At 73.4% G+C, this 22698-nt stretch carries 21 protein-coding genes; 12 read left to right on the forward strand and 9 right to left on the reverse strand.

The features are described from left to right. Window positions 1-1464, reverse strand: coding sequence for an MFS transporter (locus tag ABEE00_RS03695; protein ID WP_345743748.1), 1464 nt, complete (start codon window positions 1462-1464; stop codon window positions 1-3). A gap of 55 nt (window positions 1465-1519) precedes the next feature. Between ABEE00_RS03695 and soxR the strand changes: the two genes are divergently transcribed. The 4 genes from soxR (at window position 1520) to ABEE00_RS03715 (ending at window position 4361) form a co-directional block, all read left to right on the forward strand. Then, window positions 1520-1945 (forward strand): redox-sensitive transcriptional activator SoxR, encoded by a 426-nt coding sequence (soxR, locus tag ABEE00_RS03700; RefSeq protein ID WP_345743749.1) that lies wholly within the window; start codon window positions 1520-1522, stop codon window positions 1943-1945. A gap of 197 nt (window positions 1946-2142) precedes the next feature. Continuing rightward, window positions 2143-2634 carry a hypothetical protein gene (locus ABEE00_RS03705; protein ID WP_345743750.1) on the forward strand — a complete coding sequence of 164 codons (492 nt, stop codon included), beginning with the start codon at window positions 2143-2145 and terminating at the stop codon, window positions 2632-2634. 15 nt (window positions 2635-2649) lie between these two features. Continuing rightward, window positions 2650-3903 (forward strand): DUF6973 domain-containing protein, encoded by a 1254-nt coding sequence (locus tag ABEE00_RS03710; RefSeq protein ID WP_345743751.1) that lies wholly within the window; start codon window positions 2650-2652, stop codon window positions 3901-3903. Beyond that, window positions 3900-4361 (forward strand): hypothetical protein, encoded by a 462-nt coding sequence (locus ABEE00_RS03715; protein ID WP_345743752.1) that lies wholly within the window; start codon window positions 3900-3902, stop codon window positions 4359-4361. Before ABEE00_RS03710 ends, ABEE00_RS03715 begins: the two co-directional genes overlap by 4 nt. A gap of 37 nt (window positions 4362-4398) precedes the next feature. Here ABEE00_RS03715 and ABEE00_RS03720 read toward each other — a convergent pair whose 3' ends face one another. Beyond that, window positions 4399-5286 carry a M23 family metallopeptidase gene (locus ABEE00_RS03720; RefSeq protein WP_345743753.1) on the reverse strand — a complete coding sequence of 296 codons (888 nt, stop codon included), beginning with the start codon at window positions 5284-5286 and terminating at the stop codon, window positions 4399-4401. 75 nt (window positions 5287-5361) lie between these two features. Next, window positions 5362-5967 (reverse strand): ArsR/SmtB family transcription factor, encoded by a 606-nt coding sequence (locus ABEE00_RS03725; protein WP_345743754.1) that lies wholly within the window; start codon window positions 5965-5967, stop codon window positions 5362-5364. Window positions 5968-6235: 268 nt separating this feature from the next. On the opposite strand from ABEE00_RS03725, the gene ABEE00_RS03730 reads away from it, so the two are divergent. Continuing rightward, a complete protein-coding gene (locus tag ABEE00_RS03730; RefSeq protein WP_345743755.1) occupies window positions 6236-7936 on the forward strand; it encodes a BCCT family transporter in 1701 nt (566 codons plus the stop codon). A 76-nt stretch (window positions 7937-8012) separates the two neighbouring features. Here ABEE00_RS03730 and ABEE00_RS03735 read toward each other — a convergent pair whose 3' ends face one another. Beyond that, the gene (locus tag ABEE00_RS03735; RefSeq protein ID WP_345743756.1) at window positions 8013-8831 is read right to left on the reverse strand and encodes an SAM-dependent methyltransferase; all 819 of its coding nucleotides are present in this window, start codon (window positions 8829-8831) and stop codon (window positions 8013-8015) included. A 151-nt stretch (window positions 8832-8982) separates the two neighbouring features. Then, window positions 8983-9912 (reverse strand): alpha/beta fold hydrolase, encoded by a 930-nt coding sequence (locus tag ABEE00_RS03740; protein ID WP_345743757.1) that lies wholly within the window; start codon window positions 9910-9912, stop codon window positions 8983-8985. Window positions 9913-10013: 101 nt separating this feature from the next. On the opposite strand from ABEE00_RS03740, the gene ABEE00_RS03745 reads away from it, so the two are divergent. Then, window positions 10014-10958 carry a LysR family transcriptional regulator gene (locus ABEE00_RS03745; protein ID WP_345743758.1) on the forward strand — a complete coding sequence of 315 codons (945 nt, stop codon included), beginning with the start codon at window positions 10014-10016 and terminating at the stop codon, window positions 10956-10958. Window positions 10959-11099: 141 nt separating this feature from the next. On the opposite strand, the gene ABEE00_RS03750 is transcribed toward ABEE00_RS03745, so the two are convergent. Continuing rightward, complete coding sequence (locus ABEE00_RS03750; RefSeq protein ID WP_345743759.1) at window positions 11100-11945, reverse strand: IclR family transcriptional regulator; 846 nt, start codon at window positions 11943-11945, stop codon at window positions 11100-11102. Window positions 11946-12122: 177 nt separating this feature from the next. On the opposite strand from ABEE00_RS03750, the gene ABEE00_RS03755 reads away from it, so the two are divergent. Genes ABEE00_RS03755 through ABEE00_RS03770 form a run of 4 tightly spaced genes read left to right on the forward strand, consistent with a single transcriptional unit; the run spans window position 12123 to window position 16921 of the window. After that, window positions 12123-12752, forward strand: coding sequence for a thioesterase family protein (locus ABEE00_RS03755; RefSeq protein WP_345743760.1), 630 nt, complete (start codon window positions 12123-12125; stop codon window positions 12750-12752). A 5-nt stretch (window positions 12753-12757) separates the two neighbouring features. Then, the gene (locus ABEE00_RS03760; RefSeq protein WP_345744060.1) at window positions 12758-13945 is read left to right on the forward strand and encodes an acyl-CoA dehydrogenase family protein; all 1188 of its coding nucleotides are present in this window, start codon (window positions 12758-12760) and stop codon (window positions 13943-13945) included. Continuing rightward, complete coding sequence (locus tag ABEE00_RS03765) at window positions 13945-16104, forward strand: acetate--CoA ligase family protein (RefSeq protein ID WP_345743761.1); 2160 nt, start codon at window positions 13945-13947, stop codon at window positions 16102-16104. Before ABEE00_RS03760 ends, ABEE00_RS03765 begins: the two co-directional genes overlap by 1 nt. Window positions 16105-16120: 16 nt before the next feature. Beyond that, a complete protein-coding gene (locus tag ABEE00_RS03770; RefSeq protein ID WP_345743762.1) occupies window positions 16121-16921 on the forward strand; it encodes an enoyl-CoA hydratase-related protein in 801 nt (266 codons plus the stop codon). Window positions 16922-16999: 78 nt separating this feature from the next. Here the strand turns inward: ABEE00_RS03770 and ABEE00_RS03775 are convergent, their stop codons facing one another. Genes ABEE00_RS03775 through ABEE00_RS03785 form a run of 3 tightly spaced genes read right to left on the reverse strand, consistent with a single transcriptional unit; the run spans window position 17000 to window position 21486 of the window. Then, window positions 17000-18517: an APC family permease gene (locus ABEE00_RS03775; protein WP_345743763.1), complete on the reverse strand. Its 1518-nt coding sequence runs from the start codon at window positions 18515-18517 to the stop codon at window positions 17000-17002. Window positions 18518-18535: 18 nt separating this feature from the next. Further along, on the reverse strand, window positions 18536-19903 hold the full coding sequence (locus ABEE00_RS03780) for an aminotransferase family protein (protein WP_345743764.1): 1368 nt from the start codon (window positions 19901-19903) through the stop codon (window positions 18536-18538). A 56-nt stretch (window positions 19904-19959) separates the two neighbouring features. Then, window positions 19960-21486 (reverse strand): aldehyde dehydrogenase, encoded by a 1527-nt coding sequence (locus ABEE00_RS03785; RefSeq protein WP_345743765.1) that lies wholly within the window; start codon window positions 21484-21486, stop codon window positions 19960-19962. A 146-nt stretch (window positions 21487-21632) separates the two neighbouring features. On the opposite strand from ABEE00_RS03785, the gene ABEE00_RS03790 reads away from it, so the two are divergent. Together ABEE00_RS03790 and ABEE00_RS03795 are read left to right on the forward strand one after the other, a co-directional pair. Next, complete coding sequence (locus ABEE00_RS03790) at window positions 21633-22235, forward strand: TetR/AcrR family transcriptional regulator (RefSeq protein WP_345743766.1); 603 nt, start codon at window positions 21633-21635, stop codon at window positions 22233-22235. A gap of 164 nt (window positions 22236-22399) precedes the next feature. Continuing rightward, window positions 22400-22684 carry a hypothetical protein gene (locus ABEE00_RS03795; RefSeq protein WP_345743767.1) on the forward strand — a complete coding sequence of 95 codons (285 nt, stop codon included), beginning with the start codon at window positions 22400-22402 and terminating at the stop codon, window positions 22682-22684. Window positions 22685-22698 lie beyond the last annotated feature (14 nt).

Here is a 22698-nt window from a genome sequence, read left to right on the forward strand (position 1 = left end):
TCAGGGTGCCAGGGACGTACCGGACGGCGCACCGGCGCGCGGCGGCACGCGCTCCCCGCGCCAGGCCGCGGTGCCGCGCCACACGCACCAGGCGCCCAGCACCCCCGCGAGCCCGATGCCGCAGAGCGACAGGCGCGCCTGGCCCTCGGTGGCGGGCCCGCCCAGGTGGACCAGGACGCCCGCGGTGGCCGAGCCGACGGCGTTCGAGACGAGCTGAACGGTGTTGATGGCGGCCGCCGCCGTCCCGCCCTCGCTCTCGGACCGTACGCCGCTCATGACGCGGGTGGCCGCGTGCGGCCAGGCGACGCCGATGCCCGCGCCGCCCACCAGCAGCGCCGCGATCCAGCCGAGCGTGGAGCCGAGGCCCATGGCCCGCGCGGCGAGCAGTCCGGCCGCCACGAAGCCGAGCGTGATGAGCAGCGGCCCGGCGGAGGCGACCCGGCTCCTGGCGCGCGGTCCTGCCACGCCCGCGCTGGGGATCTCGCCCAGTGTCCAGCCCAGCGCGATCGCCGCGCCCGCGAACCCGGCCGCCAGCGGAGGGAGGTGGGCGAGCCGCTGACCGAACAGCGGGATGAACGCCTCGATCTGCGAGGCCACCGACAACAGCGCGATCGCCCCGTAGCACCACGGCAGGGGAGAGGTGCGCGAGAAGGCCGAGGGCGGCAGGATGCGGCCGCCGCGCCGCCTGTCGTACGCGAGGGCCAGCAGCGCCGTGAGCAGCGCGCCGCCGAGCAGCGCGCCCAACAGGGCCGTTGACCCGGTGATGTTGCCGATGCTGACCAGCAGCACGGCGCACACCAGCAGCGCGACGGTGAGCGCCGAGGGGACCGGGGGCGCGTCGCCGCCGCGGTCCCGTTCCGCCGGGACGGCCCGCGGGACGACGACGGCGACCAGCACGGTCGCGGCGAGCAGCGCGGCCATCGCGCCGCGCCACATGCCGTACTGCGCGAACGCGCCGCCCAGCGCGGGACCCAGGAAGGTGCCCACGCCCCACATGCCGGACACCAGCGCGGTGCCCAGCGGCCACAGCCGCTCCGGCAGCAGCGAACGGATCAGCGCGTACCCGAGCCCGGACAGCAGCCCGCCGCCCAGCCCTTGTACGAAGCGGCCCGCGAGCAGCACCGGCATCGACGGGGCCAGCGCGCACGCCGCGGTGCCGAGCGCGAAGGAGCCGAGCGCCACGAAGTAGGTGTTCCGTGCGCCAAGTCGCGGCAGCACGGCGCCGACCAGCGTCGAGGAGATCACCGAGGCCAGCAGGAAGACGGTGGTCACCCACGCGTAGAAGCGCGCGCCGCCGATCTCCTCGACGGCCGCGGGCAGCAGGCTCGTGGTCAGGAAGACATTCGTCGCGTACAGCCCGACACCGCCCGCCAGCACGACGGAGGCGCGCCGGTGGCGTCCGCTCAGCAGCGCGCGCCAACTCCCGTGCACGGCAGGGGTGTCGGGATCGAGATCCTGGGACATGGGCCGAACGTAGAACCTCATGTGCACATGAGGTCAATGCCGTACCGTCCGCACCATGGCCAACGCGCACACCCAGCTCACCGTCGGCGAGGCCGCGCACCGCAGCGGCACGACCGTCGCCACGCTGCACCACTACGAGCGGCTGGGGCTGCTCACCCCGCACCGCACCTCCGGCAACCAGCGCCGCTACCCGCGGCACATGCTGCGCCGCATCGCCCTGATCCGGATGGCCTCCAGCGTCGGCATCCCGCTCGCCGACATCCGCGAGGCGATGCGCCACCTCCCCGAGGACCGCGCGCCCAACCGCGCCGAGTGGCAGCACCTGACGGGCCTGTGGCGCGAGGCGATCGAGGACCGCATCACGACACTCCAGCAACTCCGCAACCAGTTCATCGACTGCATCGGCTGCGGCTGCCTCTCCATGAGCCGCTGCGCGATCGTGAATCCGGAGGATCGGATGGCGGGGGTCAACGGGGGCTGAGCTGCGGGGTGTTGGGGTCTCCGCGGGTTCCCGGTGGGGCCCGAGGAGCGGAGTGAGGCGTCGCCTCTGGAGAAGTGACGGAGTTTCCGTGCGGGGGAGTGGAGGCGCCTTCATTGCCAGGATTTGACGTGTAGTCTGCCGAAGCTTGACGTGTCATGGCGCTCGTGAGGAGCGGCAGGTGAATCGGGGGAGCCACGGTGGACTCGTTCAATGCGGAGTGGGACGCCCTGCGTGCGCAGGGGGAGGCCCGGCGGGACGCGCGGACGAGGCTCGCTTCGGCGGCGTCGGCCGCCGGCGGCAACGGTCCGGGGGACGGCGACCGTCTGGCCACCGATCCCGCGGCGAAGGAAGCGGCGGCGGCATACCTCCAGGAGCAGATGCTGCCGCACCTGCGGAGCGCGGGCCGGATGGGCGGAGAGCCCGGCGAGCGCTCGCAGCGGGGGTCGCCCGGCGCCACCCTGCATGCCTGGAAGTCCTGGCAAGGTGTCGAGGACGCCCTGCGCGCATGGGGCAAGCAGGTGCGCAATCTCGAGCAGCGGCTCCAGGGCGAGCGGGACGCCCTGCGCGGCGCGATGGTGCTCTACCAGACGCAGGACGGGATGGTCCGCGACACCTTCGCGCCGGGGAACACGCCCCCGGTGCCCGGATTGCCGGGGAGCGGGCCCACGGGCCTGCGGCCGGTCGGCTGACGGGGCGGCCCGGCGATGGCACTCTCCTACCGCGACATCATGACCGCCGACCTCGGCGAGCTCGAGGACGCGGCGGACGCGTGGAAGCGTATGAGCAAGCGTTTCGGTGAGCTGCACCGCGACTACAACTCCCGTGTGCGGGGCCACCTTTCCGGCAGTCACTGGGCGGGCCTGGCGAAGGTGCGGTACGACGAGGTGGCCGAGGTCTCCGCGGGCGAGTTCGACAACGCCGAGAGCCAGGCGGACGGCATCGCCAAGGTGCTCACCGAGGGGTACGAGGACCTTGCGGCACGCAAGAAGGCCCTGAGCCGCAAGGTGGCCGAGGCGGAGGACGCCGAGATGGGCGTGGACGGCGAGGGCCGCGTCACGCTCAATACGGCCGCTCTGTCGGACGCCCAGCGGCAGGCGAGACGGCAGGACCCCTCGTACGCCTCCGAGATGGACGGCAGGGTGAAGGAGTGGCAGGCGGCGCTCGACAAGGCTGTCGAAGCCGTGAACGAGGCGGATGCCGCGCTCAAGGCGGCGCTGGACGCCTCCGTCGCGCCTCCGGGCAGCCGCAAGGCCGGCATGCACGGCTTCAACCCGGCCAAGGTGGACTACGCGCCTCCGGGCTCGCAGGAGGACCTCGACCGGATCCTCCGCGAGCACCAGGTCTCCCCGGACCCGGACGGAATGGTCGGCTACCCCCGCAACTGGCTGATGCGGCAGCTCGTGGGCGGCGGCGTCGAGGTCACGGCCAAGGAGGCGGACATGCTCGACGAGCTGGGCGTGAGCGGCCTCCGTGACTTCCAGGGGATCCGCGACGACGCGTTCGGCACGGCGGACAAGCGGTTCCCCAGCGACGACCAGAACGACGACCACAACGACGCCTTCCGGCACGCGTACTGGAACGCGTTGATGACGAAGAAGTACGGCGCGGACTGGACGGAGAGGTACACCCTGGCCCATGAGGCCATCCCGGGGAACAACCCCGAGCGGGAGGCCATGGACCTGCACAACAACGAGATCGGCCGAAGGGTCGCCCAGGCCCACCCCGACGCGAGCGAGCAGGAGTTGGCGGACCTCATCGACAGGGCCGTGCGCGACGGCGACATGGTCGTGGTGCCCAAGGGCGGAGGCCGCCTGGCCTTCAGCGATCAGATCGGTCCTCAGGAGACCGGGGAACCCACGCTTCCTCCCCCGGAGCAGGGCGGGGAAGTCGGCTCAGGATCGACCGACAGCGGCGGTTCGGGCAGTGGCAAGGACAGCGGAGCGGGGAGCGGGAGTTGAGGCGTGGAGCGGGCGCGGCGGTCGTCGCGGTGTTGCTGTTGTGCGGGGCGTGCGCGGAGACGGGGGACCGGGTGAGCGAGGGCTATCAGATGAGTGGCGGGTCCGGGGTGTCCCACGACAAGGAACTGTCGCAGAAGTTCCGTGACTTGAGCGGACGTGGCGGTACGGCGAAGATCTCCGACCTCACCGATTTCGCGTGGGAGAAGGTGCACGTCTTCAGCGAGGGCGCGTCAGCGGAGCGCGTCGAGCGGGTGGTCGGCGAGCCGGTGCTGGAGGGCAAGCACTACTACGACGCGGGGAACCTCCTGGTGTTCGAGTACAACGGCAAGGTCTCCAGGGCCGTTTCGGTGGTCCCCGACGTGCTGGTGACGGAAGGGAAGAGCACATGGGGCGCGGACACCGTGCTCAAGCCCCAGTCGCACACCCGCCCCGCCCTGCTGCGGCTGACGCAGCCATAGGCGAGGCGGGAGCAGGCCAGGGCGAGGCGAGCGCTGGTCAGGCCCCCGGCGCGGGCACCCGCTCCACCGCTTTCTCGGCGGTCCCCGCCTCGAAGAGTTCGCCGCTCTTCGGTACCCCGACGCCCGTCCAGGTGAAGGGGATGCCGCTCGCGGTGTTCGGGTCCGGGGTGTCCATCAGTTGGAAGTGGAGGTGGGGTTCCGTGCTGTTGCCGGAGTTGCCGCAGAGGGCGATCGGGTGGCCTGCCCGTACGCGGTCGCCGGGCTGGACCTTCAGGGTGCCGGGGCTCAGGTGGGCGTAGAGGGCGTAGGTGTCGTCGCCCAGGTCGAGGACGACGTGGTTGCCGATCACGCGGCGCGCGCCGCCCACCGCGCGGACCAGTGACTCGATCATGAGCAGGTACGTCAGCGAGAGCCAGGACGTGCGGCTGAGGTGGTCGCGCTGGCCGTCCTCGACGTGCACGACGGTCGCTTCGGCGACCGCCAGCACCTCGGCCCCGTACGCGGGGAAGTCCGCGCAGCGGCGGGTCAGCGGCCACCAGCCGAAGCCGGGGCGCGAGCCCTCGGAGGGCTCGGCGACGATGTCGATCGCGTACGCCTGGCCGTAGGCGCGGGTCCCGTGGCTGGGGACCTTGTCGGCCGGGCTGTTCTGCGCCTTCCAGCGGCCGGTGACCGGCGCGGCCACCTCCGTACCCGCGTGGGCGGGGCCGGCGGCGCGCTCGTCCGCCGTGCGTGCCATGCGGCTCACCCCGTACCCGGACAGCAGCCACAGGCCGAGCGGGAACCACGTCGCCCAGAGGGGCACGTCGTCGGTGAAGAAGGTCGCGACGATCATCGCCAGATAGATCAGCAGGAAGACGCGGGACGCGGTCTCGGTGGCCTTGCGCAGGGACCGGGACCGGGGCGCGCCGGTGGTGTCGCTCTTCATCTGTTCTCTTCCCCCTGGATGCATGGATGCATGGATGCGTGGATGCGTGCAGTCCTGGTCCCGGGCCGCGCGTGGTCAGCGCCCGGCGGCGGTGAGCATGACCAGCAGCGGTACGACGCGGTCGGCCGGCACCTCGTAGCGCCCGCGGGCCGCCGAGTGCAGCCAGCCCGCGGCGGTGAGCTGCCGGAGGTGGTGGTAGATCTGCCCGGTCGTGCCGGTGCCGTCGAGCTCGGTGAGCTCGGCGGCGGTGTGGCGTCCCGCGAGGATCTCGCGCAGCAGCCGCAGCCGTACGGGCTGGCCGAGCGCGGCGAAGGGCTCGGCCGCCTCCGACCAGTCGCCGTCCAGGACGGTGTCCGTGGTCAGTCCGTACTGCCACTCGTAGCGCAGCCCCTCCGGCGTGCGGACGGCGCCGGTGAACAGCACGCCGCCGTTCTCGGCGCCGAGCTCGGCGAGCTGGTCCTTGAGGCCGTTGAGGGCCCACAGGTCCTCGCGGGGTGCGGGGGTCTGGTCCGGGGTGTCCGCCGTCTGCCGTTCGGCTCCCTGCCTGGACGCCGGCTCGGCCTCCTGCCCGGACGCGTGCCCGGGCCCCTGCCCGGACGCGTGCTCGGCCCCCTGCCCGGACGCCTGCTCCAGTGCGGCGAGGCGCCGCTCCAGTTCGGCGACGCGGTGCTCGAGATCCATGCGTGGGAGATTACGTAATTACGTAATCTCTGGCAAGCGGCCGTGAGCAGGGGCGGAGGCGGCCGGAGCGAAAAGCATCTGATTTGACCCATTGGTCCCCGGTCCCGCAGGCTGCCTGGTTGACGACACCGGCGGGCGCGCGCCGAGAACCACCGCGGCGACGAACGACGGCCCCTGGGCGCATGCCGGTGTTCGTGCTTGCCCCGCTGGCTTCCGGCGTGCCGTCCCCGGGTCACGACCCAGCAGTCAGCAGCGAGGGACAGCGAGCATGCCGAGCCCGCAAGAGAACACCGCGACGACCGTGGCTCCGGCCGCGGCCGCGGCGCCAGGGGACGACGAGGGCGAGGACGCGCCGAAACCGTCCGGTCCGGAGGGGAGACCGGAGGGCATACCCGGCGCGTCCGACGCCCGTACCGTCGAGGGTGAAGGCGAAGGCAGCGCCGACGGTGCCCGCAGCACCGGCGGCCTCCGCCGCACCGACCTCGCGGTGATGGTGAGCAGCGGCGGCCTGCTGGTCGCGTTCGTCATCGCCGCGCTGGTCGCGCCCGGCGCCACCGGCGGCGCGGTGACCGCTGCATCCTCCGCCGTGGGCCGCTGGTTCGGCCCGTTCTGGCAGGTCCTGCTGCTGGCGACCTTCGGCGTCGCCCTGGTGCTGGGCTTCTCGCGCTACGGCAAGGTGCGGCTGGGCGCCGCTGAGCGCCCCGAGTACCGGCGCTTCCAGTGGCTCGCGATGGTGATGTGCACCCTGCTGGCCGGCGGCGGCGTGTTCTTCGCCGCCGGTGAGCCGGTGCAGCACTTCATCGACACCCCGCCGCTCTACCGCGGCGCGGGCTCCGGTTCGCAGGGCGCGGCCGAGTCCGCGCTCGCGCAGAGCTTCGCGCACTGGGGCTTCCTGGCCTGGGCCGTCCTGGGCACGCTCGGCTCGATCGTGATGATGCGCGGTGCCGAACGCGGCATGCCGCTGCGCCCGCGCACCCTGCTCTACCCGCTGATGGGCGAGCGCGTGCGGCACTCCAAGCTGGGCGGGCTCGTCGACGTCATCTGCATCATCGCCGTGGTCGCCGGCACCGTCGGCCCGATCGGCTTCCTCGGGCTCCAGGTCTCCTACGGCCTCTCGCACGTCTTCGGCATCCCCGACGGCTACCCGGTGCAGCTCTCCGTGATCCTCGTGCTGACGGCCGTCGCCGTGCTGTCCGTGGTCACCGGCATCAACAAGGGCATCCAGTTCTTCAGCCGGCTCAACATCTGGCTCGCGGCCGCGCTGATGGTCGCCTTCCTCGCGCTGGGCTCGGTCGCCTTCGTCTCGGACGCCTTCCTCGGCGGCTTCGCCCAGTACGTACGGGACTTCGTGCCGCTCTCGCTGAACCGGCACGACCACACCTGGCTCAACCAGTGGACCGTCTTCTACTTCGGCTGGTTCCTCGGCTACGCGCCGCTGATGGCGATCTTCGTGGCGCGCATCTCGCGCGGCCGCACCGTGCGCGACCTGGTGGTCAGCTCCTCGCTGCTGGCGCCGGTGGCGACCATGGTGTGGTTCACCGTCTTCGGCGGCACCGGCATCTTCTTCGAGAAGAGCGACCCGGGTTCGGTCTCGGGACCGCTGAAGTCCTCCGGCATGAACGCCGGCGTCATCTCCATCGCGGACCACTTCCCGCTCAGCGGCGTGATCACCGTCGCGCTGCTGCTGCTCACGCTGACCTTCGTGGTGACCACGACGGACTCGATGTCCTACAGCATCGCCGCTGCCGGCACCGAGACCGGCGAACCGTCCGTGCTGGTACGGGCCTTCTGGGGCCTGCTCATGGGCGCGGCGGCCGCCGTACTGATCATCGTCGGTGAGGGCGGCATCACCGCGCTCCAGTCCTTCATCGTGATCACCGCGGTCCCCGTCGGCTTCGTCCTCCTGCCGACGCTGTGGACGGCGCCGCGCGTGGTGAAGGAGATGGCGGAGGAGCAGGGGCTGATGTAGGCGGCCTCCCGCTCCGACAGGCGCCCGACCGGGCGGCCCTCACGATGTACGCGGCGCCCCGCGGCGCTCGCGGTGCTCATGGCTTGCGGGCCACCGCGCCGTACATCGCGATGTCCCGGTCGGGCGCCTTTTCGTCGTCCGGGCCCGGGCGCCAGTGGTGCACCTGGACCACTCCGGGGGCGGTCAGGTCCAGGCCGCGGTCCGTGAAGAGCGCCTCCGCCTCGGCGCGGGTGCGCAGCCGCATGGGCATGCCCTGCGCCTCGTACTCGCGCGCCACGCGGCCCACCTCCTCCGGTGCGAAGTCGGCGGTGGCGATGGACGCGGCGAGGAAGGAGCCCGGCGGCAGCGGCTCCAGCAGGCGCGCGAGCAGGCCGGGCGCGTCGTCGCCGTCGAGCAGGAAGTGCAGTACGCCGATGACCGTCAGCCCGACGGGTTCGCCGAGGTCGATGGTGTCGCGGAAGCCGGGCGCTTCGAGGATGTCGCCCGGCTTTCGCATGTCGGCGTCGAGGTACGCGATACGGCCCTGCGACGTGCCGTCGAGCAGCGCGCGGGAGTGCTCCAGCACCAGCGGGTCGTTGTCGACGTAGACCACGCGGGCGTCGGGCGCGGCCTGTTGGGCCACCTCGTGCAGGTTGGGCCGGGTGGGCAGGCCGGAGCCGATGTCGAGGAACTGCCGTACGCCGTGTTCGCGCGCGAGCACGTGCGTGGCCCGGTGCATGAACGCGCGGTTGGCCCGCATGTGCACGGGGAGCGCGGGCCAGTGGCGGCAGGTCTCCTCGGCGGCGGCGCGGTCGGCGGGGAAGTTGTCGGTCCCGCCGAGGATGAAGTCGTAGACGCGCGCGGGGTGCGCGCCCGACTCCACCGCGGACCCTCGCTGTGCGTCCTGCCCGCCCATGAACCCGCCTCCGCTCCCGGCCGATCACACCGGCACGCCCGGCGCGGGGCCACCTTGCCGGGTGGGGTGGCTTCGTACAAGCGGGCGTGGGGGCGGGGAACTCGCGTCGTCCGGGGCAGCGTTGGCCCGGTGCGGGCGATTGGCGCGAGGGTCAGCTTGCCATCAGTGTCTCGGCGAGTTCGTGTGGGCGGGCCGCGAAGGGGCTGTGGCCGCCCGGCAGGGTGCGGACGGTGAACTGCTCGTTCTGCATGGTCTGGTCGGCCTCGGCGATCATCAGGTCCTGTACCGCGGTCGGCAGTGCGCGGTCGTCGGCGCAGCGTATGAAGGTGCGCGGGATGCGGCCCCAGCGTGCCGCGGTCAGGGTGACCGGGGTCGTGGGGAGGGCCAGGGGGAGGTCGGGACTGAGGGCCGAGCGCCAGCGGTCGAAGTGGTCGGCGGGGGTGTCGGTGTAGTGGGTGAGGCGCAGTTCCTCGACGTAGGCGGGATCGGAGGAGAGCGGGTCGATGCGCAGGGCGCCGAGCGCCTGGGGGTCGCCGAGGTGGAGGCTCTGGCCGTGGGTCGCGGCGTTCTCGGGGGCGTCGACGTAGTCGAGGAAGCGGGGGCGGCCGGCGGGGACGAACGCGGAGAGGTGGACGAGGTGGTCGACCAGCTCCGGCGCGCGCTCGGCCGCCAGGGCTGCGGGGCCGCCGCCCGCGCTGTGGGCGACCAGCACGACACGTCCGTAACGGCGCACGCGGCGCAGCGTGTCCAGCACGGCATCGGCGCAGTCGTCCATCGTCACGTCGGCGACCTGCGACTTCTCGGTCAGCAGGCCGGGTCTGCCGGGCAGCAGGTACCCGCTGGGCAGCGGGGCGGCGAAGCCGTGCCCCGGCAGATCGACGGCCACGCTCGCCGCACCCAGCCCGGCGAGCGCGCGCTGCGTCGCCGCCCACTGCCACGAGCCGTGCCACGCGCCGTGCACGAGGACGAAGACGGTGTCGTACGGGGCGGTTCCGGCAGGGCTCTCGGCGTTCTCGGCGTTCTCGGCGTTCACGGTGCTCGCGGTGCTCGCGGTGCTCGCGGTGCTCGGGGAGGGCGTCATGGCCCCATCCCACCCGGGGACCGGCAGCCGCATCCAGCGGAAGATATGGAACGCTGGCCTGCGATACGTACGGGATATCGAGTACCACGAAGGGGCTGGTCATGGAGGCGCGGCATCTCCGCTACGCGCTCACGCTCGCCGAGCACGGGCACTTCGGCCGCGCCGCCCGCGCCCTGGGCATCGCGCAGCCCCCGCTGTCCAAGCAGATCGCCGACCTGGAACGGGAGTTGGGGGCCCGGCTGTTCGCGCGTACGCGGCAGGGCGTGTTCCCCACCGCGGCGGGCGAGGCGTTCCTCGCGCGGGCGCGGCGGTCGCTGGCGGAGATGTCGGCGGCCGCTGTGGACGCCGCGCGTGCGGCGCGCGGCGAGACGGGCAGGCTGCGCCTGGGGTTCATCGCCTCGGCGCTGCTCGCCCCGCTGCCGGACGTGCTGGGCCGGTTCGGCCGCGAACGGCCCGACGTGCGGCTGGAGTTGCACGAGATGGCGTCCAGCCGCGGCGCCTCCGCACTCATCGCGGGGGAACTGGACGTGGCCGTCACCCTCGGACCCCCGCGCGGCGCCGGAGCCGAGCGGCTGGTGTCCGTACCCATCGGGCACGACCGCCTGACCGCCGTCGTCGGCAGCGCCCACCCCTTCGCGGGTCAGGCGTCGGTGAGCCTGGACCAGCTCCGGCGCGAACCGCTGATCGTGGCCGCGGGGGAGGACGAGCCCGCGGCCAGGGCCGGGCTGCGTACGCTGCTGGGCGAGGAGTCCGCCGCGCTGGACGGCGCGACCGTCGCGAGGGACGTGCACACGATCATCGGCCTGGCCGCCTGCGGGGTCGGCGTGGGCCTGGGCCCCTCGCGCATGCTGGCGGCCCCGCGCCCGAGCGTCCGCTTCTGCGAGGTGACGCCGCGCACGCCGCTGCCCGACCTCATCCTGTCCTTCGCTGACCAGGACCCGTCGCCGCCGCTGGGCGCGTTCCTCGACGTCGTACGCGAGAACTGCCCCGATGTGGGCGCCAGGCTCGACCGGCTCGATCGCGGCGCGGCGGACCGGGGTGCGTGAGCTCCCGCGCCCTCACGCTGCACCCGGGACTGCCGCGCCGCGGTGAGCTCCCGCGCCCTCACGCTGCTCGGCTGGCTCCCTCGCGGCGCGGCAGACCAGGGCGCATGAACTCCCGCCCAGGGCGCATGAACCCCCGCGCCCTCACGCCGAGTTCCCCACCTCCGCCACACCCGGCGTGAGCCGCGCGCGGATGTCGGCGGCCGCCTGCTGGGCCCGGTCGCCCAGGTCAGGGAAGCGTGACTCGGGGACGCGGTCCCTCGGGCCCCAGACGCTGACGACCGCGATGGGGTGCGCGTTCGGGTCGAGTACGGGCGCGGCCACCCCGTAGAGCTGGGGCTCCAGCTCGCCGACGCTCACGCTGTAGCCCTGCGCGCGCACCTTGGCCAGCTCGGCGTGCAGGGCCTCGCGGTCGGTGCGGGTCGTCTCGGTGTACTCGGCGAGCGGCCCCGACAGCAGCGCGTCCACCTCCTCCGCCGACTGCCACGCCAGCAGCGCCTTGCCGGCCGAGGTCGCGTGGATCGGCACCTGGCGGCCCAGCCAGCGCGCGCTGAGCACGGCCGGCGGGACGACCTCGTCGACGTACGTGAGCCCGAGCCGCTGCGCGACGGCGAGGTTGGCGGTCTCGCCGGTGTCCTCGCACAGCCGCTGGAGCACGTCGTGCGAGCGGCGGATGAGGCCCTCGACGCCCGCGGTCGAGGCCATGCGGCTGATCGCGGAGCCGATCGTGTAGCGGTTGCCGACCGGGTCGCGCTCGACCAGCGCGTGGTGCTCCAGGGTGGCGAGGAGCCGCCAGGCCGTGGCCCTGTTCAGGCCGCAGTCCGTGGCGAGTTCGGCGACCGGACGGCCCTCGGGCGCGCTCGCCGAGACCGCGTTCAGGAGCGCGATCGCGCGCTCGAGCGACTGCACCCGGCCCCCGCTCTGCCGCGCCTCGGGGCGCGTCTCCGCCTGCGTGCCCGTGGCTGTGTCCGGGGCGTGTGCCGCGTCCATGTCCGTTGCCTCCTGCCGTTGTGCTGCGCACCTCGCAGCGTAGTCCGCCGCAGGTCCGGGCCGGTGCGCGCCTTGACGGGCGTGAGCCGCCGCTCGTAGCGTCGCATCATGTGAACGGGCGCCGCACATTGTGCGACGCCCACGAAAGGTGGCGACGGCGTCTCCGAGGGAGAGCAGATGGCAGAGCAGACGGCAGCGGGCGCGACGGCCGGCATGGGCGGCGGTGATGCGGACGGGCCGGGCCGCGTGGTCACCCCGTACGAGGGCACAGGACACCGCACATGGGACGACGAGGCGCCCGTACCGGCGCCGCTCGCGCTGCACTCCACCCCGGTGCGGCCCGAGTGGGTCGACTACAACGGGCACATGAGCGAGTCCTGCTACTTGCTCGTCTTCGGCGACAACTCCGACGCCTTCTTCCGCTACCTCGGCATCGGCGAGGAGTACCGCGCGGACGGCGGCTCGCTCTACACGGTCGAGACCCACATCCACAACAAGCGCGAGGCGGCCGAGGGCGCGCCGCTCGCGCTGACGCTGCGCGTGCTCGACCACGACGCGAAGCGCGTGCACCTCTTCCACGAGATGCGGCACGGCGCCGACGGCACCCTGCTGGCCACCGCCGAACAGATGCTGCTGCACGTGGACATGGCCGAGGGCCGCGCGCGCCCGCTCCCCGAGGAGCTGCTGCGCCGCCTCGGGGCGATCCAGGCCGCGCACGACGCGCTGCCGGTCCCCGAGAGCGTCGGCCGCCCTATGGGCATCCGCCGCGACGGCTCCCGCAGCACCCACCGCACCCAGGAGGCGTGACCCCCATGGACTTCCGGCTCACCGACGAACAGCGCATGATCGTGGACACGGTCGCCGCCTTCGTGTCCGCCGAGCTCGACCCGCACGCCGACGAGGTGGAGCACCTCGACGACGTACCGCCCGAACTCGCCGCCTCGATACGCGAGAAGGCGATATCCGCAGGTCTGTACGCGGCGAACATGCCCGAGGAGATCGGCGGCGGCGGGCTCGACGCCGTCTCCATGACCCTCGTCGAACGCGAACTGGGCAAGACGAGCTTCGCGCTGCAGATGCTCGTCGCCCGCCCCAGCAACATCCTCCAGGCGTGCGAAGGCGAGCAGCGCACCCGCTACCTGCTGCCCACGGTGCGCGGCGAGCGGCACGACTGCCTCGCCATGACCGAGCCGGGCGCCGGTTCCGACATCCGCTCGATGCGGACGCGCGCCGTACGCGACGGGGACGGCGACGGGGCCGACTACGTGCTCGACGGCACCAAGCACTTCATCTCGCACGCCGACATGGCGGACTTCGCGATCGTCTTCGCGGCGACGGGAAGCGAGGAGCCGCCACGCGGAGAGGCACGGCGCGGCACGAAGAACCTGATCACCGCCTTCCTCGTGGACCTCGACGCACCGGGCGTCGAGGTGCGCCGCGGCTCGGCCTGCGTCTCGCACCGCGGCTACCACCAGTGCGAACTCACCTTCACCGGCTGCCGCGTCCCCGCAGCCCAGCGCCTCGGCGAGGAGGGCAAGGGCTTCGAGCTGATGGGGGAGTGGCTGGGCGCGAGCCGCCTCCAGGTGGCCGCCACCAGTGTGGGCCGGGCTCGCCGCGTACTCGACATGACCCTGCAATGGGCAGCCGAGCGCGAGCAGTTCGGGCAGCCCGTCGGCCGCTTCCAGGGCGTGAGCTTCCCGCTCGCCGACATGGCCACCGAGCTGGAGGCCGCCGAGCTCCTCACGCTGCGCGCCGCGTGGAAGCAGGACCAGGGCACGATGACCGACAGGGACGCCGCGATGGCCAAGCTGTACGCGTCCGAGGCGCTGGGCCGCATCACCGACCAGGCGCTCCAGACCTTCGGCGGCATGGGCCTGATGGCCGAGCTGCCGATCGAGCGCTACTGGCGCGACGCCCGCGTGGAGCGCATCTGGGACGGCACGAGCGAGATCCAGCGGCACATCATCTCCCGCTCCCTGCTGCGCCCGCTGGGGTCCTGATGAGCGCCCCGGACCAGCAGCGGGACCGGTCCCCCGACCACCGGGACGACCCAGCGGGCGACCAGCGCCTGCGCCGCCTCCTCGCCCCCCGCCACATCGCCGTGTACGGAGGCGAGGCGGCCGCCGAGGCAGTGCGCCAGTGCCGGGCCGTCGGCTACGAGGGCGAGATCTGGCCGGTCAACCCCCGCCGCGAGCAGGTGGAGGGGCTGCCCTGTCACGCGGACACCGCCGCCCTCCCCGAAGCACCGGACGCCGCCTTCCTCGCCGCTCCCGCCGCGGCCGCCCCCGGACTCCTCGCCGAACTGTCCGCGCGCGGCGCGGGCGGCGCCGTGTGCTACGCCGCCGGCTTCGCCGAGGAGGGCCCCGAGGGAGCGCGCCGCGAGGAGCGGCTGCGCGAGGCAGCGGGCGACATGCCCGTGATCGGCCCGAACTGCATCGGCGTCCTCAACTACCTGGACGGCGCCGCGCTCTGGGCCGACCAGCACGGCGGCGCGCGTACGGACAGCGGCGTCGCCGTGATCACCCAGAGCGGCAACATCGGCCAGAACCTCACCATGCAGCGCCGCGGCCTCCCCCTCGCCTACCTGGTCACCGCGGGGAACGGCGCGGTGACCGGCGTGCCCCGGCTCATCGAGGCGCTGCTCGACGACCCCCGCGTCACCGCGATCGGGCTGCACCTCGAAGGGATCGCGGACGCGGCGGAGTTCTGCCGCGCCGCGCTGGCGGCCCTGCGCCGCGGGGTGCCGCTGGTCGCGCTCAAGACCGGGGCCTCCGAGCTCGGCGCCCGCGCCAACCTCAGCCACACCAGCAGCCTCGCGGGCGACGACACGCTGTGCGACGCGCTGTTCCGGCGTACGGGGGTGGCGCGGGTGCACGAGGTGGGCACGTTCGTCGAGACGCTGAAGCTCCTGCATGTGCACGGCGCGCTGCACGGGGCCGACGACCCCGCGGCCCCCGCGCGCATCACCTCCGCCAGTTGCTCCGGCGGCGAGGCGGCGCTGATGGCCGACACAGCGCACCGGCACGGCGTCGAACTCCCGCCGCTGAGCGAGGAGTCGGCGGCGCGGCTCCGCGAGGTGCTGGGCGAGCGGGTCCACGTACGCAATCCGCTGGACTACCACACGTTCATCTGGGGCGACGCGGACGCACAGCGCGCCTGCTTCACCGCGCTGCTCGGCCAAGGCGCCGGGGCCGTGGACATGAACGTGCTGCTCCTCGACCTCCCGCGCACCGACCGCTGCGCCGACCGGCTCTGGACGGTGACGCTGGACGCGTACGCCGCGGCGCAGCGCGCCACCGGAGCGCCGGCCTGCGTGGTCGGTTCGCTGCCCGAGGGCATGCCGGAGGACACGGCGCGGGACCTGCTCGCGGCGGGCCTCGCGCCGATGCAGGGCATGGCCGACTGCGTACGCGCCATCGCGGCCGCCCGCGAGATCGGCGCGGCGCAGGCGGCCCCGCAACGGCCGCTCCCCCTGGAGGAAGCGCCCCCACAACAGGCCCCCGACCAGGGCGAGCTGCTGGACGAACACGCCGGGAAGCGGGAGCTGGCCTCGTACGGGGTGACCGTGCCCGAGGGTGTGGTGGCCGCACCCGGCGAGGCCGCGCAGGCCGCGGCGGAGATCGGCTTCCCGGTCGTGGTCAAGGCGCTCTCCGCGTCCCTCGCGCACAAGAGCGAGGCGGGCGGCGTACGGGTGGGGCTCGCCGACGGCGCCGCGGTCGATGCGGCCGTCGAGGACATGGCCGGGCTCGCCGACCGCTTCCTCGTGGAGCGGATGGTGCCGGACGCCGTCGCCGAACTCCTCGTCGGCGTACGCCGCGACCCCGTCTTCGGCCCGGCGCTGACCCTCGGTGCCGGCGGCGTGCTGGTCGAACTCGTCCGCGACAGCGCCACATTGCTGCTGCCCGCCACCACCGCCGAGATCGAAGCCGCGCTCGCCTCGCTGCGCGTGTGGCCGGTGCTGCGCGGCTTCCGCGGGGGAGCGGCGGGCGATGTCGCGGCCGCCGTGGAGGCGGTGCGGAGCGTGGCCGCCTATGTGCGCGACCACCCAGAGGTGGCCGAACTGGATGTGAACCCGCTGCTCGTACGCCCCGAAGGCGGGGGAGCGGTGGCGGCCGACGTACTGGTGCGGCGCGGCACGCCCGGCCGCACCGAGGACTGAGAGGACCCAGGACTTCATGGAATCCGAGCACGACCCCGTACGCCTCGACGTGCACGACGGCGGCGTACTGGAGATCACCCTCGACCGGCCCAAGGCCAACGCGATCGACACCGCCACCAGCCGCGGCCTGCACGCGGCCTTCGACCGCCTCCAGCGGGACGAAGCGCTGCGCGCCGCGGTGCTGACCGGTGCGGGCGAGCGGTTCTTCTCCGCCGGCTGGGACCTGAAGGCCGCCAACGAGGGCGAGGCCATCGACGCCGACCACGGGCCCGGCGGCTTCGCCGGGCTCACCGAGCTGTTCGGCCTGGACAAGCCGGTGATCGCCGCGGTCAACGGGCTCGCCGTGGGCGGCGGCTTCGAACTCGCCCTGGCTGCCGACCTGATCGTGGCCGACGCGCACGCCGAGTTCGGCCTGCCCGAGGTGCGGATCGGCATGATCCCCGACTCCGGCGGCGTACTGCGGCTGCCCCGTCGGGTGCCGCGCGCCGTGGCGAGCGAACTGCTGCTCACCGGGCGGCGCATGGACGCGGCCGAGGCGGCCCGGTGGGGGCTGGTCAACGAGGTGGCCGAGGCACCGGGCACCGCCAGGGCGCGCGCGCTCTCCCTGGCCGCGACTCTCACCGAGAGCGCGCCCCTGGCCGTGGCCGCGGTCAAGGAGGTGCTCCGCGAGACCGAGGCGCTGTCGGTGCCGGACGCCTACGCGCGCATGCGCGGCGAGGGGATGCCCCGCTATCGCGCGATGCTCACCTCGGCCGACGCGGAGGAGGGCCCCCGCGCGTTCGCCGAGAAGCGGGCGCCGCAGTGGAAGGGCGCGTAGGAGCACGGACGCGCAGCAGCACGGACGCGGGGCCCGGGGCGTGATCGCGCGCCCGGGCCCCGTACCTCCTCGCTCCCCTCAACTCCCGCTGGCGACCGCCTCCTTGCGGTGCCGCGCCGCATACCCCAGCGCGGCGACCGCGAGCAGGATCGCGACCGTGCCCAGGGTGAAGGACTCGAAGGTGAGGCGGGAGACGCCCCACGTGCCGTGGAAGTCGTAGGGCACGCCCAGCAGTCCCTCCAGCGTGCCGGGGAAGAGCGCCGACCAGGAGCCGATGAGGATCCAGGCGTAGACGAGCCCGGCGCTCAGGTGGAACCCCGCGCGGCCGAACGGCACCCGGTACGGCCGCACCGTCGTACGGTCCCGGCGCCGGAGCGCCACCAGCGCGGGCACGACCACGAGGTAGGACAGCAGCAGTGTCGTGACCGCGACGGTGAGCACCACGCCGAAGACGGCCGCCGTGTCCCCGCTGCCCGTCAGGTTCATGGCGGCGAGCATGAAGACGGTGGCGGTGACCCCGGAGAGCAGGTTCATGCGCACCGGCGTGCCCAGGCGTGGGTGGAAGGCGCCCAACGCGCGGGCGAAGAAGCCCCCTTCGGCCGCCACCATCGCCTGCATGCGGTCGCTGACGATCATCCACGCGCTGCCCTGGGTGAGCAGCGCGAAGACGAACAGCACCGCCGCCGTGACCAGCAGCGGGCCGCGCCATGCCCCGTACACGGCGAACACCTGCGAGGCCGCCTCCATGAAGCCGCCGATCCCGGTGACCTTCGAGGGCGGGGTGACGGCGAGGATCGCGAAGACCGGCAGCAGATAGCAGCAGGCGGCGACCAGCGCGGAGATGCCCACCGAGACGGGCACGTCGCGCTGCGGGTCGTGCATCTCCTCACCGGCCGCGTTCGGCGCCTCGAAGCCGACCAGCGCGAAGAGCAGCACGGGTACGAGGGCGAGGAACCCGGCGAGCGAGGGGGAGAAGCGCGCGCCGTCAAGACCCGCGAAGCCGTGCTGGACCCCGTACGCCAGGGCCGTGCCGGTGAAGGCCGCCATGGAGCCGACCTTCACCAGGGCTCCGGCCGTGGTGATCCACTTTCCGCGGCGCAGCGAGACCACGGCGGTGAGGATCGAGGCCCAGATGAAGACGAGCTTGAACGCGTAGTCCGCGACCGTCCCGTGCCCCAGCGGCGACACGAAGCCGTCCCAGGTCTCGGCGGCCAGGAACACCAGCGAACCGCCGAGCCACACCGGGTTGGTCACCCAGTAGAAGAGCGTGGTGAGCGCGGCGGCGAACCGGCCGAACGCCAGCCGCACCCACACATAGGGCCCGCCCTCCTGCGGATAGGCGGCGCCGGTCTCGGCGAACAGCAGCGCGTAGGGCAGCAGGAACAGCAGCGCGAGCACGGCGGTCCAGGTCACGGCCTCCCCGCCGCCGGTGGCGAGCTGCCCCAGCACGTCGAAGGAGATCACGGCGGCCACGCCCATCGCCATGATGTCGAACCGGCGCAGGCTGCGCCGCAGTTGGGGCACGGGGGCCGCGGGGTCGGGACGCTGATCGGCGGCCGGGGCTTCGGCCGGTGGTGCGGCGGGATGGGTGGACATGGGCGTCCTCCTGACCGGTCAGCGGCGGATCTCGCCGGTGGGCAGGGTGCGTACGAGGACCGAGCGCAGCGCCGCGGCGATCTCAGCGGCCTCCGCCTCGCCGAGTACCAGCGGAGGCGAGAGCACCAGGCTGTGCGCCGCGTCCCGGACGATCACGCCGGACTCCTCGCGGATCACGTCGTGCGGCATCCGCTCCGGCCGCACCGGCAGCGGTGCGCGGGTCTCCCTGTCGGCCACCAGCTCCACGGCGAGCATCATCCCGGCCGACCTGATCTCGCCGACCACCGGCAGGTCCCCGAGCTGCGCCTCCAGTTCGCTGTGCAGCGCGGCGCCCCCGGACACCGCCCGCGCGAGCAGCCCCTCGCGCTCGATCACGTCCAGGTTGGCGAGCGCGACGGCGGCGGCCACGGGGTGCCCGTTGTAGGTGAAGCCCATCGGGAAGCCGTCCTCCGCGAGCAGCCGCTCGGCCACGTGGTCGCCCACCATGAGCGCGCCCAGGGGCACGTACCCGGAGGTGATGCCCTTCGCGGTGACGATGATGTCCGGGGTCACCCCGAAGCGCTTCGCCGCGAACCACTCGCCGGCCCGCCCGTACGCGGTCACCACCTCGTCGAAGATCAGCAGGATGCCGTGCCGGTCCAGCACCTCGCGCACCCGCCGCCAGTAGTCGTCAGGCGGCACGAGCATGCCGCCCACGCCCATGATCGGTTCGCCGATCATCGCCGCGATGTTGCCGGGGCCGATCTCCGCGATGCGCTCCTCCAGTTCGCGGATGAGGAAGTCGGTGGGGTCGGCGCCCCCGTACAGCGCGCTGCGGTAAGGCCAGGGCGGCGTCAGGTGGCTGACGTGCGGCATCATCGGCGCGAAGCCCTCGTGGTAGACCGGGAACCCGGTCGCCGTGCCGCCGCCGTAGCCCACGCCGTGGTACGCGTTCCGGCGGGCCAGGATCCAGGTGCGGTCCGGCTCCCCGCGCCGGTGGTGGTAGTAGCGGGCCATCTTGATCGCGGCCTCGTTGCCCTCCGAACCGCCGGAGGTGAAGTACACGTGCCCCAGGCCCTCGGGCGCCAGCCCGGTCAGCCGGGTGGCCAGCTCGATGGCGCGCTCGTTGGAGAACTCCCAGAAGCTGGTGAAGTATTCGAGCTCCCGCATCTGCTCGTACGCGGCCCGGGCGATCTCCTCGCGGCCGTGCCCGATCTGCGCGAGCCACAGCCCGCCGGTGGCGTCCAGGTACGAGCGCCCCTCGGCGTCCGTCAGCCGGCAGCCCGAACCCCCGGTCATCACGACCCGCTCCTGCGCGGAGCCGGGCAGATAGGGGTGGATGATCCGGGCGCGGTCCTCGGCGGCGAGCTGTTCGGCCCGCGAGGTGGCGGCGGTGGGTGCGGTCATGGGTGAACTCCCTGTCGTCGCGGGGTCGCTGAGTGCGTGGCGTGCTGTCTGCGCGTTCAGTAGCTGATCCAGGTCGTCTTGAGGCCCGTGTACTTGTCGAAGGAGTGCGCCGAGAGGTCCCGTCCGTAGCCGGACTGCTTGAAGCCGCCGAACGGCGTGCGCGGGTCGAGCGCGTCCACGGTGTTCACCGAGACGGTCCCCGCGTGCAGCGCGTCCGCGAGGCGGTGGGCGCGGGAGATGTCGCGGGTCCACACCGAGGCGGCCAGCCCGTACGCGGAGTCGTTGGCCAGCCGCACCGCCTCCGCCTCGTCCGCGAAGGGCAGCACGGTGAGCACCGGACCGAACAGCTCGTGCTGCGCCATCCGGTCCCCGGGGCCCAGCCCCGTGACCACGGCGGGCTCCATGTAGGCACCGGTGCGCTCCGGGCGCGCGCCGCCGTGCACGGTGCCGCCCCGCTGCCGCGCGCCCTCCAGCTCCTCGGCCAGGCGGACGACCTGGGCCTCGTCCACGAGGGGGCCGTACGCCGTGGCCGGGTCGAGGGGGTCGCCGGGGGAGAGGGCCGCGGCATGCCGTACGACCTCGGCCGTGAACTCCTCCGCAATCGAAGCCTCCACCAGCAGCCGGGTGTTGGCCGAGCAGATCTGCCCGCCGTTGTAGGTGAAACCCCAGGCGGCGCGCTCGGCGGCGGCTTCGAGGTCGGCGTCGGCGAACACCACGTTCGGGCTCTTGCCGCCGCACTCGGGCCACACCTGCTTGAGGTTGGACTCACCGGCGTACCGCAGGAACTGCTTGCCCACCGCCGTCGAACCGGTGAAGGCGAGCACGTCCACGTCCGGGTGCAGGCCCAGGGCGCGGCCCGCGGTCTCGCCGTGGCCCGGCACGACGTTGAGCACGCCCTCCGGTATGCCCGCCTCCAGGGCGAGCGCGGCCAGCCGCAGCGCGGAGAGCGGGGACTGCTCGGCGGGCTTGAGGACCACGCTGTTGCCCGCGGCGAGCGCGGGGGCGAGCTTCCACGAGGCCATGTCCAGCGGGAAGTTCCAGGGCACGACGGCGCCGACCACGCCGAGCGGCACCCGCCGCACGAGGGCGAGTTCGCCGGGCGGGAGCGGTGCCGTCTGCCCGTACATCTGGTCGGCAGCCTCCGCGTGCCACGCGAAGCACCCGGCCGCGCCCGGCACATCGGCCCCGAGCGTCTCCGCGATCGGCTTGCCCATGTCGAGGGTGTCCAGCAGGGCCAGTTCGGCGCCGTGCTCCTCGATGAGCGCGGCCAGCCGCAGCAGCCGCGCCTTGCGCTCGGCCGGGGCCAGCCGCGACCACCGGCCGTCCTCGAACGCGGCCCGCGCCGAGCGCACCGCGGCGTCCACGTCGGCCGCGTCGCACTCCGCGACCTCGGCCGTGACCGCGCCGGTCGCCGGATCGACGGTCGGGAAGCGGCGCCCGGACGCCGCCTCGCGCTCCTTCCCGTCGATGAACGCGCCCGTACGGGGCCGCAGTCGGGCGGCCAGCTTCCGCCAGTCGGCGTGTGTACGGGGAGCGGCGAAGGGTGTCTCGGGCTCGGGCTCGGACGGGGTGCTGAGGGGCATGCGGCGGCTCCTGTTTCCTGTACGGGGGAGGGGCCTGTTCTTTGATGTGGGATTCAAACAACGGCCCACGGGAGCGTCAACGCCCTTCACATGCAGGAATCCGATCGCTTGCATCAGCTGAACCGCGTACCAGAGAATCGAGCGCCATGGGACGACCGAAGAACCAGGGGGCGCGCCGCGAGGCGCTGGTGGACGCGGCGGGACGGGCCATCTCCGAGCGCGGTCTCGCCGGGCTGAGGATCAAGGACATCGCGGCCGAGGCGGGGGTGTCGGCGGGCTCGGTGCTCTACTACTACCCCGAGCTGGACGAACTGGTGCTGGAGGTCCACCGCGGCGCGGTCGACCGCTTCCTCGCCGGGCGCCACGCGGAGACCGACGGGGTGGCCGACCCGGTCAGGCGGCTGCGCGCCGCGATCGCCTCCGGCATACCGGACGGCCCGGACGACGCGGTGCACGCGCTCCTGTACGAGCTGCACGGCCGCGCCGGGCGCAGCGCGGGGCACGCGGCGCTGATGTCCTCGCTCTTCGAACGTGAGGCGGCGCTGTACGTGACGGTGCTCGAAGTGGGCGCGGCCACCGGCGCGTTCACCCTCACGGCGCCGCCCGCAGAGCTGGCCCGCAACCTCGTGGCCCTGGAGGACGGCTACGGCCTGCACATCCTCAGCCGCAACCCGGCCGTCCCGCCCGAGACGGCCCGCACGCTGGTCAGGGGGTACGCGCGGGAGGTCACGGGGTGCGGGGAGCTGTGAGGGTGCGCGCGGAAACCGGTTGAGCGAAAACCGGTTGAGCGGGGTCTTCTGCGGTCGTACGGTGGCCCGTTCCCCAGTCGCAGGAGGTGAGGTCGTGAAGCTCCGAACCTGGCCGCCCGCCCGGAGGGTCCGGGAGCACGGGCGGCGGTTCCGGAAGGAACGACATGTCCCGCACGGACAAGACCAAGCCGCTGTGGGTGCGCTGCGCCGAACACGCGTCGCACGCTGAGCACGACCACCGCTTCGGCCCCTGCGACCTGCCGCCGCGCCCGTCCCGTGGTGATGGGGAAACGCGCTGCCGCTGGTCCTACGCGTGGTTCGGGGAGACCTGCTGCTCGGGTGCGCACGGCCGGGCCGCGAAGAAGGAGTGGGGCCGCTGGCGCAGGGCCGCCAACCGGAGGGACCGGTACGCGGCGCGTGAGGAGGCGCGGCGCGCGGCACGTGGCTGAGCGCTTTCGCGGCG

This window comes from Streptomyces odontomachicola (assembly GCF_039605595.1).
Classification (GTDB): Bacteria; Actinomycetota; Actinomycetes; order Streptomycetales; family Streptomycetaceae; genus Streptomyces.